This window comes from Gryllotalpicola sp. CP2-P1, from assembly GCF_057512245.1.
The window spans coordinates 25,401-35,764 of the sequence record NZ_JBLRDT010000004.1; the positions used below are offsets into that span (position 1 = coordinate 25,401).

General features: G+C 65.7%; 10 protein-coding genes, 1 tRNA gene, 1 pseudogene and 1 other annotated feature. Of the genes and pseudogenes, 10 read left to right on the forward strand and 2 right to left on the reverse strand.

Annotated elements, in window-relative coordinates:
- Positions 1-21 precede the first annotated feature (21 nt).
- The 5 genes from ACM2XV_RS00885 to ACM2XV_RS00905 all read left to right on the forward strand — a co-directional run bounded on the left by ACM2XV_RS00885 (position 22) and on the right by ACM2XV_RS00905 (position 3,876).
- Positions 22-1,092 (forward strand): enolase C-terminal domain-like protein, encoded by a 1,071-nt coding sequence (locus ACM2XV_RS00885; protein ID WP_487025680.1) that lies wholly within the window; start codon positions 22-24, stop codon positions 1,090-1,092.
- A 51-nt stretch (positions 1,093-1,143) separates the two neighbouring features.
- On the forward strand, positions 1,144-1,842 hold the full coding sequence (locus ACM2XV_RS00890; protein ID WP_487025681.1) for a response regulator transcription factor: 699 nt from the start codon (positions 1,144-1,146) through the stop codon (positions 1,840-1,842).
- Between the two features lie 90 nt (positions 1,843-1,932).
- Positions 1,933-2,454, forward strand: coding sequence for an ester cyclase (locus ACM2XV_RS00895; RefSeq protein WP_487025682.1), 522 nt, complete (start codon positions 1,933-1,935; stop codon positions 2,452-2,454).
- A gap of 19 nt (positions 2,455-2,473) precedes the next feature.
- A complete protein-coding gene (locus ACM2XV_RS00900) occupies positions 2,474-3,289 on the forward strand; it encodes an aquaporin (RefSeq protein ID WP_487025683.1) in 816 nt (271 codons plus the stop codon).
- Between the two features lie 128 nt (positions 3,290-3,417).
- Positions 3,418-3,876, forward strand: a complete 459-nt coding sequence (locus ACM2XV_RS00905; RefSeq protein ID WP_487025684.1) for a Dps family protein — start codon at positions 3,418-3,420, stop codon at positions 3,874-3,876.
- 71 nt (positions 3,877-3,947) lie between these two features.
- Here ACM2XV_RS00905 and ACM2XV_RS00910 read toward each other — a convergent pair whose 3' ends face one another.
- Positions 3,948-4,970, reverse strand: coding sequence for a zinc-binding alcohol dehydrogenase family protein (locus tag ACM2XV_RS00910; protein WP_487025685.1), 1,023 nt, complete (start codon positions 4,968-4,970; stop codon positions 3,948-3,950).
- A 160-nt stretch (positions 4,971-5,130) separates the two neighbouring features.
- On the opposite strand from ACM2XV_RS00910, the gene ACM2XV_RS00915 reads away from it, so the two are divergent.
- The 4 genes and pseudogenes from ACM2XV_RS00915 (at position 5,131) to ACM2XV_RS00930 (ending at position 8,955) form a co-directional block, all read left to right on the forward strand.
- On the forward strand, positions 5,131-5,490 hold the full coding sequence (locus tag ACM2XV_RS00915; RefSeq protein WP_487025686.1) for a winged helix-turn-helix transcriptional regulator: 360 nt from the start codon (positions 5,131-5,133) through the stop codon (positions 5,488-5,490).
- Positions 5,491-5,626: 136 nt separating this feature from the next.
- Positions 5,627-6,346: an alpha/beta fold hydrolase gene (locus ACM2XV_RS00920; protein WP_487025687.1), complete on the forward strand. Its 720-nt coding sequence runs from the start codon at positions 5,627-5,629 to the stop codon at positions 6,344-6,346.
- Positions 6,347-6,403: 57 nt separating this feature from the next.
- Positions 6,404-7,390 (forward strand): zinc-binding dehydrogenase, encoded by a 987-nt coding sequence (locus ACM2XV_RS00925; RefSeq protein WP_487025688.1) that lies wholly within the window; start codon positions 6,404-6,406, stop codon positions 7,388-7,390.
- Between the two features lie 260 nt (positions 7,391-7,650).
- Positions 7,651-8,955: pseudogene (locus tag ACM2XV_RS00930) on the forward strand (IS3 family transposase).
- Positions 7,929-8,081 (forward strand) — a sequence feature (AL1L pseudoknot). It overlaps the preceding pseudogene by 153 nt.
- Positions 8,956-9,269: 314 nt before the next feature.
- Here the strand turns inward: ACM2XV_RS00930 and ACM2XV_RS00935 are convergent.
- Positions 9,270-9,356, reverse strand: a tRNA-Leu gene (locus tag ACM2XV_RS00935).
- Positions 9,357-9,533: 177 nt separating this feature from the next.
- On the opposite strand from ACM2XV_RS00935, the gene ACM2XV_RS00940 reads away from it, so the two are divergent.
- Complete coding sequence (locus ACM2XV_RS00940) at positions 9,534-10,226, forward strand: FHA domain-containing protein (protein WP_487025689.1); 693 nt, start codon at positions 9,534-9,536, stop codon at positions 10,224-10,226.
- Positions 10,227-10,364: the final 138 nt, after the last annotated feature.

The following is a 10,364-nucleotide window of genomic DNA, read 5'->3' on the forward strand; positions in this document are numbered from 1 at the left end:
CCACAACTCCGCCTTGAATCCGTGGTCGCCCGCGCCGTCACCGTGCCGCTTCGCCGGCCAGTCGTTGCCGCGATCGGTCGCTTCGATAAATGGCCGCTCGTGCTCATCGACGTCAGAACCGCTGACGGCATCGTTGGTCACGCGTACATCTCGCCATACCGGTCGTCGGCCGTGCCGTCCGTGCTCGCCGAGCTCAACGACCTCAGTGAGCAGCTCAAAGGCACCGTCATCGCACCCATGGATGCCTTCGACGGCGGCATGCACAAGGTCGATGTGGTGGGTAAGAGCGGCATCGCTCGCATCGCCGCCTCCGGACTCGACATGGCGTTATGGGATGCGCTTGCCAAGTCCGCGGGCCTCCCACTGGCCGTACTCCTGGGCGGCAGCATCGGACCCGTGCGCGCGTACAACTCCAATGGTCTCTGGAGGCACGATCCGTCGACGCTTGGAGACGAGGCGGCAGAGCTCATCACTGAAGGCGGGTTTCGCGCGCTGAAGCTGCGTCTCGGCTACGAACACGTCCGGGACGATCTCGCAGCGATTTCCGCTGTGCGCAGCGCGATCGGTGATCGCATCGACCTCATGGTCGACTTCAACCAGGCCCTCGGGTTCGGGGACGCCGTCCGGCGATGCCATGACCTCGACGACGAAGGGCTGTACTGGTTCGAGGAGCCACTCGATTACAGCGATGTCCGAGGCTATGGCGAACTCGCCAGGCGCGTGCGGACGCCGCTGCAGATGGGTGAGAACCACTACGGCGACCGCGACCTGTTCACTTTCCTCGCCGCTGGGGCCGTGCACTACGCAATGGGTGATCTGATGCGGATCGGTGGCGTTACAGGGTGGCTGCGCACCGCTGGCCTTGCTGGAGCCTCCGGTATCCAGTACTCCAACCACCTGTATCCCGAGATCAGCGCGCACTTGTTGCGCGTGACCCCGACCGCACATTGGCTGGAATGGGTCGATTGGGCATCGCCGATCCTCCAGACACCCACCAAACCGGAAAACGGTCAGCTCACGGCGCGCGACGTACCTGGCATCGGGATCGAATGGGACGAAGACGCGGTCCGGCACTATGCATGGGACTTGTGACGGGTTCGGGCCGACTTTCGAACCGGCCCGTGACCGAAGGAGGGATGACTCTTGACCCTTCAAGCAGCGCCCGTACGACGCACTACGTCGTACTCGCACGACCTCGTCAGCACTGACGGTCTATCGGCGATGGTCGTCTCCTCGGACGGCGTCGCCGCACAAGGCTTGGCGCGTTTGCTCGAGTTTGACGGCGTTGCCGTGACCGTGTCGACCCGAGGGGTAAGCGCACTGAGGGAGGACTTGGGCGCGATGCGCCCCGATGTCGCCGTGATTGACGGAGAGATGCCAGACCCGTTTGATCGGGACGCGATCGACGCGGTATTCGCTTATCGGCAGGCGCGCGCGGACTGCGGCCTCGTCGTCGTGGGCACGTCTCGGCAAACAGTGACATCCACTGTCATAGCCGCTGGGGCCAGCGTCGGCCTGATTGACCGGGATCTGGCAGTCCAGCGGCGCCGGCTCGCCACGCTCGTGCGTCTTGTTGCCGCAGGCGGCGTAGCAGTTGACCGGGTGCGGGCCGTCGCGCAACCGTCAGAACTTGCGGCTTTGACGCGGCGCGAACGCGAGGTCCTCGAACTCATGGCGCAAGGCAACAGCAACATCGGCATCGCGGAACAACTGGTGATCTCCGTACCAGCGGTGGAGCGTAACGTCACCAGGATCTTCGACAAGCTGCAGCTTGAGCGCGGTCCTCTTCATCATGCGCGGGTGCGTGCTGTTCTAGCCCTTCTGCGTGAGCAGAGCCGCTAACGCGGTCTCGAATGTTGGTTGCGCCGCAATCAAGCCCTACACGTCCGGGTACGTGGGGTGCACGTGTCGTGGATCCGGAACGCTGAAGCAGTGACCGCATCATCAGACGCAAATTCCGGGAATTATGGACATCTACTCTCCCGCGAGGAGGGGCTCGTCATTCCGCATTCGATAACGGTGGATGGCGGGCTGGCACCAGAGCGCGCGCGCCACATGGTGGAGATTGCGCAGCTTCTGTACACCTTCTGGAACACCGGCGACCGGTCCTATCTGGATCGCGCGGTTGAGCCTTTTGCGGTGGACAACACGCTTCCTGAGGGTCGCCCCGCCGGGCGAGACGGACAGGCCTGGGCGTCACACGGCTTCCGAAAGGCAGTACCGAATCTCCGCTGCGCACTCGAGGATCTTCTGATCGTCGGTGACAAGCTGACGGCGCGCCTGCGGTTTACGGGCGCCTTCGACGGCACTTTCGGCGCCGTCGAAGGCACAGGGCAAACGATCGATTTCATCGCGTTCGACATCCAGCACGTCGGCGTCGATCGCATCATCGAGGACTGGCACTTGGAAGACAACCTCACATTCATGCGACAGGCGGGAATTCTCTCTGCATGAGGTCTGAACGCGGAGCGGCATGCCATCGCTGACGGGCCTGAATCAGTGGGCCGATAGCGCGCCAAGGCCCGCCCAAGACGGCTGGCACTGGGCCGAGTGGATGTCGGAATTTGTCGGAACGCTCGTCTTGATGTTCGCAGTGGTGAGCGCATGGACGTTCAGTGTGGCGCACAGCCCGACCACCGGACCGGCTTTCCGCATCGCACTTCTGGCCGTTGTGTCAGGCCTGGTCGTGGTAATCATCGCGCTGAGCCCTTTGGGGAGACGGTCTGGCGCGCATCTCAATCCGGTGGTCACGATAGGTCTGTGGTGCCAAGGGATTGCCGGCGCCGCGGACCTGGCGGGATATCTCCTGTCCCAATGTGCCGGGGGCGCCCTGGGCTTCGCTGCTGGACGAGTATGGGGACCTGAGGTTCCCGGGCCGGCAGTGCGATGGGCAGCCATCGCGCCGCCGCCTGGCCGCGTCTGGCTCCCGCTGCTCATCGAGTTCACGGCGACTTGCGCACAACTGCTTGCTGTGTACCTGCTGTTGAGCACTGCCCGCACCGCGCGCTGGGCAGCGCCTGCCGCGGCCGCAATGCTGACGGGCGCGATTCTCTCGTGTGCGCGGCTCAGTGGGGCCGGCTTCAACCCGGTGCGTGGACTCGCTCCAGATGCGCTTCTCGGAGCGATAGGCGCGGGCTGGATATACGCCGCCGGCCCCATCGCGGGCTCAATCGTTGCCGCGGGTCTCGGCATCGCGCTGCGTCGGCGCTCTCGTACCGGGAAGCTGCATCATGACCCGTCCATTCCGTGCCGCATGCGCTGCGAACTGCCGCACACGCCGACCGCATGAACCGCGCCCACACGCTATAGCGCTACCGGGCACCGTCGGCTCAGTAGCACTGCCTCCGGCTAGCAACTCTTTGTTCTCCTCCCCACCTAGCGGTCCGCTTTGACCGCCCGAAACGAAGGCACCCGAAAATGCACGCTTCCGCCCAGTTGCACGAAAACCTGCAACGCATTCTGGTGGATCTCATCGACTTGAATCTGCAGGCCAAGCAGGCGCACTGGAACATAGTCGGCCGAAACTTCCGTGACCTCCATCTTCAGCTCGATGAGGTGGCGGATGCCGCGCGTGAGTTCTCCGACGACATCGCTGAGCGTATGCGCGCCCTCCATGTCTCACCCGACGGTCGAGCCCACAGTGTGGCGGCGACATCCGGACTGCCGGTGTTTCCTGCAGGCGAAGTGGCTTCGGCGGACGTGGTCGACCTGGTTGCCGAACGGCTCGAGAGCGCAGTCGGAACCATCCGAGACGTGCACGATGCAGTCGATTCCGAGGACCCATCGACCGCTGACATCCTCCACAGCGTCATTGACCGTCTGGAGCAACTGGCATGGATGGTCAGCGCGGAGAACCGGAGCCCAATCAAGTCTTAGTCCCGACAGACACGACGGGGTCGGCGCCGTGCGAGACTTCGCATCGCGCGGCGCCGACCCTGATGCGCTGCTCAGAGCTGTTCTGCTCGGTCCAACACAACCTTCCCGATCACCCGGCCGCCTTCGACAAGCGCGTGCGCCTCACGCAGCGTCGCCGCGTCGATCGGCGCAAGCGTCTGCATCGCGGTCGTGCGCACTTTGCCGCTGTCGACGAGCCGCGCGACTTCGGCGAGGATCTCGTGCTGCCTGTGCATGTCCGACGATTGGTGCAGGGACCGGGCAAACATGAACGCCCAGTGCCACGAGATCGCCTTCGATTTCAGGGGCGTCACGTCTACCGTCGCAGGGTCGTCGATCGCGACGATCTCCCCGAACGGCTTGAGAACTCTCTCGTAGACGGGGATCTGGCCAACGGAGTTCGTGGTCAAGATCCAATCGACTCCGTCAGGGGCGGCATCCGAGAGCTGCTGCACGATGTCTCCGCTGTGGTTGATGATTTCGTCGGCGCCGAGGTGGCGCACCCACTCTTCGCTTTCGGCTCGAGAGGCCGTGGCAACGACTCGAACGCCCGGCAGGAGGGCCTTCGCGAGTTGAATGGCCATCGAGCCGACTCCCCCGGCACCGCCAATAATCAGCAGCGTGCCTGTCCGTCCGCTATCGAGTCGGAGCTTGTCGAACAGGCACTCCCAGGCAGTCAGCGAGGTCAGGGGCAGAGCAGCCGCTGCGGCAAAAGACAGCGAGACCGGCTTCTTCGCGACAATGCGCTCGTCGACGGCCTGCAGCGCCGCGTTGCTGCCGGGCCGGTCGATCGCTCCCGCGTAGTAGACCTCGTCACCGGTAGATAACTGCGTCACTCGCTCGCCGACCTTCACCACTACCCCGGCTGCATCGAAGCCAAGAACGCGAGGTCCGTCTGGGTCGACGCTGCGGAGCTTGACGTCCACGGGGTTCACCGAGACAGCGCGTACCTCGACTAGCACATCGAACGGGCCGGGCATCGGCACCGGAATCGATGCGTCGACCAGGCTTGAATCGTCTTCAATTGGCAAGGCCGCCGTTTGCATGACGGCGGCCATCTGTGTCGTGTCTTCCATTCGCATAAGCGTTCGCCGGGGCTGCCGGTTACCCGCAAGGCACCTTGGTTACCCTTCTGTTTCGCCAGTAACCACTAAGTCACCGGCGTTTGCCCAGTGCTGGCGCGGTTTCTTGTCGCTGGCGCGGCGCTGCGGATCGCTCTGGGCGTAACCTTTCCGTGTGAGCACCGCCGAGCAGACGCCCGTGAGCGCATGCACTCGCAATGACGTGTATGCGGCCGCATGCCCATGCCGCGACATGCTCGATCTCCTCGCCAACAAGTGGTCGACACTGGCTATCGGCGCCCTCGACGCGGGTCCGAAGCGATTCGGCGAACTTCGACGCGAGCTGCAGGGTGTGAGCTCGAAGGTGCTCTCCGCGACGATGAAGCGGCTCGAGGATGCAGGTCTTGTGGAGCGAACGGTCTTCGCCGAAGTACCGCCGCGGGTCGAATACGCTCTCACGCCCCTCGGGGTGAGCGCCGGCGCCCCCCTAGCGCACCTTCGCTCATGGGTTGAAGAGAACGTCACTGAACACTAGGGCGTCGTTCCAGTCCGCCTTGTCTCGTTTGTGGGGATAGCCCGCATCATCAGTGCCCCCGGATGCGGACGCACGTCGCTATCGCGAACGCCCTTTCTGCCGCGAGCCTGATTACACCCGAGTTGAGGAGAATCAAATGGCTCACGATGTCACTGCCGTGCTGGTGCACGGCGCTTTCGCCGACTCGTCCAGCTGGGACGGTGTGGTGCGGCTGCTGTCAGATGCGAACGTCGATTGCGTTTCGTTCGCGAACCCGCTCCGCAGTTCACGTACGGATGGCGAGTTGCTGGTCGACCTGCTGAGATCGCTCGACGGCCGCATTGTTCTCGTCGGTCACTCCTACGGCGGCATGGTCATCACCGAAGCGGCCGCAGTTGCCGAGTCCGTCGCAGCGCTCGTCTATGTCGGCGGATTCGTGCCGCTCCCCGGGGAAAGCCCCGCCGAACTTGCGGGCAGGTTCCCCGGAAGTACGCTCGGCGAGACGCTGCTTCCGACGTCCCTGGCGGACGGAGGGGTCGAGTTCCGCATCGACCCTGCCCGCTTCCACCATCAGTTCGCCGAAGACGTCCCCAGCGCTGAAGCGCACTTGATGGCGGTGAAACAGCGCCCAGTCACGTCAGTCGGTCTTGAAGGACCGCTCGTTGCGAGAAGGGCCGCGTGGCAGGAACTGCCTTCGTGGTCCGTGTACGGCGACGGAGACCGAAACATCCCGGGCGAGGTCCACCGCTTTCAGGCCGAGCGCGCACATTTTGTGGGGGTCGACGAGGTTGCCGGCGCCTCCCATGCCGTTGCCGTCTCACGACCCGACCGTGTCGCTGCAGCCGTCTTGGCCGCCGTCAACGCCGTTCAGGGATGAGCGTGCGAGTGCTCGGTACGGCCCGCGCAGCCCTGACGATGTCCGCAGGAGTCCGCCGTGCGTAGCGGCCTTGCCTGGCGAGTTCGGTCGTTTGACGTCAACGCCCACGGACTTGTTCTGGAGCGCACCGACTTTCCCGATCCGGAACCCGGCACGGCCCTGGCGCGCGTACGCGCCGCAGGCGCGGGACTGCCCGATCTGCTCATGGCGCGCGGCGAATTTCCTGGCTTCGATCAGCCTGGTTTCATCCCGGGTGAAGAAGTCGTTGGGGAGGTCGTCGCCGTGGCCGACGGCTCAAAGTACGCCATTGGTGACCGCGTTATGGGGATCACCGCATTCGCACGGGGTCTTGGCGGGTATGCGGAGTACGCCTACGTCATCGAGCAGTCGAGCACGCTCGCTCCCGTAGCACTCTCAGATGCTGAGTCAGCGGGATTTTCCATCGGGTTCCGCACAGCCTGGGCAGCGCTGGCTCAACGTTCGTCCGTCGCGGCGGGCGAGTCGATGCTTGTGCTGGGTGCCGCTGGAAGCACCGGTTCTGCTGCGGTACAGCTCGGAAAGGCGTTCGGTATGCGGGTCATAGCCGCCGCAAGCAGTGCGGAACGCCGCGAGTTCTGCCTGGAGGCGGGGGCCGATGCCGCTGTTGACCCCCGCAGCGGCGAATTCATCGACGCGGTCCGCGGCGCCTCCGACGGCGGGGTCGACGTAGTTTTCGACCCGGTCGGTGGGACAACCGCGGCGACGGCCATGAGCGCACTCAAACGCGACGGCCGCATCCTTGTCGTAGGCCTCGCCAGTGGTTCGACGGTGCCCATTGACAGCCTCCGTTTGCTGCTGCGCAACCACACAGCAATCGGTGTCTACGCGGGCGGGTTCTCGCGCGAGGCCGACGACGATGCGTGGTCAAGCCTGCAGGCCCTCGCCGCAGCGCGGAGGATCACGCCGCAGGTGCGCACGGTCTGGCAGTTCGACGAAGTCCCAGCAATGATCCGCGGACAGGATTCGCCTCCCGCAGGAAAGTCCGTCGTGATTGTCTCGAGCTGAATTCTCAGCGGACGGAACCAAGGCCTCCTAGAGACCAGGCGCCCAGCGAGGTGACAAGTCGCGTCCGTCCCTGGCGCCAAGTTGTCTGCGATCGGGCCTCAGGCGTGAGCGCAGACACTGCCTTCAGGTGGGCGTGTACGTAGCTCTCTCACCGGACTCCGGGCCGGCTCGACGTTGGGCGAGCGCAGCGAGGTCTTCGCGGATGAGGTGAAGCGCCCCGGGTTCGGTGGAGGCTCTTGAACCTGTGAAGGATGAGAGTCATGGCAGCACCGAGGAAGTACAGCGTTGAGTTGAAGGAGCGGGCGACGCGTCTGGCGGTCGAGGCCAGGCGGGACCCGGCGAGCAAGGTCGGGGCGATCAAGCGGATCGCTGACCAGCTCGGCATCAACCCGGAGGCGCTGCGGGGCTGGGTGCGGCAGGCGGAGGTCGATGCGGGCGAGGCGCCCGGGGTGACCACGGCCGATGCGCAGCGGATCGCGCAGCTGGAGCGGGAGAACCGGGAGCTGCGGCGGGCGAACGAGATCCTGAAGACGGCGTCGGCGTTTTTCGCCGCGGCGGAGCTCGACCGCAAGATCAAGTAGCCCAGGTGCCCGTAGCGGTGGCCGTCGAGTACATCGACGGCCACCGGGACCGGTTCGGGGTCGAGCCGATCTGCCGTGTTCTGCGGGACGCTGGCGTGCAGATCGCCCCGAGCACCTATTACGCCGCCAAGACGCGCCCGCCATCGGCGCGGGCGGTCAGGGATGTGCGCAGTTGGCCGAGGAGATCGCGGCCGCGCATCGCGCGAACCTCGGCGTGTACGGCGCCCGGAAGCTCCATGCGGCGCTGAACCGGGGCGGCACGCAGGTGGCGCGCTGCACGGTGGAGCGGCTGATGCGCGCCGCGGGCCTGCAGGGGGTGCGGCGCGACAAGACGCGGCGAACGACGATCGCTGCCGGCGCTGAGACGCCGCGGCCCGAGGACCTCGTGAAGCGCGCCTTCGCCGCCGGCGCGCCGAACCGGTTGTGGGTCGCGGACTTCACGTACATCCGCACGCATGCCGGCTGGGTGTACGCCGCGTTCATCCTCGACGTGTACTCGAGGCGCGTGGTCGGCTGGCAGACCTCGACGAGCATGCGCACCGATCTCGCGCTGGACGCCCTGGATATGGGCCTGTGGGAGCGGCGCCGGGCCGGGCAGGACACCTCCGGGCTGGTCCATCACAGCGACCGCGGAGTCCAGTACCGGGCCATCCGCTACACCGAGCGGCTCGCGGAGGCGGAGGCCGTCGCCTCGGTCGGAAGCAAAGGCGAGATTCGTATGACAACGCGATGGCAGAGGCGCTGAACTCGCTGTTCAAAGCCGAGTGCATCCGCAACCCCATGATGCGCCCCAAGGGCGGCTGGGCCTCGATCCGCGACGTGGAGATCGCGACCGCCGAATGGGTCGACTGGTACAACCACCGCCGCCTGCACGGCGAGATCGGGCTCGTGCCGCCCGTCGAGTACGAGACCGCGTACTGGGCCGCCCATCCGTCAGCCCGCTACGCTCGAGAAAAGGTCACGGCAACAGCCGCACCCAACTAACCGAGTCTCCACGAAACCCGGGGCGCTTCACTTCGACGAACCACTAGATCCCCTAGCCCCGCCGGAAGCACGCCCTCTTAAATAGAGCCACTCCGGCCCGCATTCACCGAACACCGTCACACCAGGCGCTTCAGCCTGCCCGAAATCATCACACCGGGCGGTTGAAGCGCCTTTTTTGATGCCGGGTCGGGAACTCCGGCCGCCGTCACCGGCTCTGACTGGCCGAAAATGACTTCAGGCCCCCGATTTCTCGGGGGCCCGATTCGTCTTACTGGGTTTTGCAACTATCTCGCGATAGTTCCGCAAGTAACCCTTGGTGCGCGAGGGGGGAGTTGAACCCCCACGCCCTCACGGGCACACGGACCTGAACCGTGCGCGTCTGCCTATTCCGCCACTCGCGCAGTGCTGTCGTTCCTGCGAACGCCAACCTCACGACGATAACACGCAGCCCCTGGGAGTTCCTATTCGGGCAGCCCTTCAGAGCCGAAGGTCCGAGACCGCCCGCTAGCATGCAACGAAGACAGACGCCGGGCCCGCCCCGGCGCGCAAGACAGGCAACTGTGCGACCGGAGTGAATCGTGGGCTTCCTGGAAAGCATCGAGAAGGGGCTGGAGCGCGCCGTCAACGGCGCCTTCGCACGCACCTTCCGCTCCGGCCTGCAGCCCGTCGAGCTCACGAGCGCGCTGCGCCGCGAGATGGACACGAAGGCGGCCGTCGTGGCCCGTGACCGCATCCTCGCCCCGAACTCGTTCCGGCTGCACCTGGCGCCCGCCGACTACAAGCGCATGAGCGGCATGGGCGACACCCTCACCGACGAGCTCACGAGCTTCGTGACCAAGCATGCGAACGCCCAGCGCTACCAGTTCGCGGGCGCCGTCTCGATCGAGCTCGCGCGCGACGACCAGCTCACGACCGGCGTTCTCGAGATCGAGTCGGGCAACGTCAAGCAGGATGTCGCGTGGACGCCCATCGTCGAGGTGAACGGCGTCCGGCACCAGCTCCACCACGCGCGCACCGTGATCGGCCGCGGCAGCGAGGCCGACATCACAGTCGACGACACCGGCATCAGCCGGCGACACCTCGAGATCGCGTGGGACGGCCGCCGCGGCGAGGCGCGCGACCTCGGCTCGACCAACGGCAGCAAGCTGAACGGCCAGCCCCTCTCCCGCTCGGTCCTCGAGCCGGGCGACGTCATCACCGCCGGCCGCACCCGCATCGTCTTCAACGTGGTGCCCCGGGCCGAGGCGCACCGGGCGGGGGGTCGCTGGTGAACCCGAGCTCCCTCACCCTGCTCCTGCTGCGCATCGCGTTCCTGATCGTGCTGTGGGTGTTCGTCTTCGTCATCGTCTACACGCTGCGCAGCGACCTGTTCGGCACGCGCGCGAAGCGGCTGCCCGACAGCGGTGCCC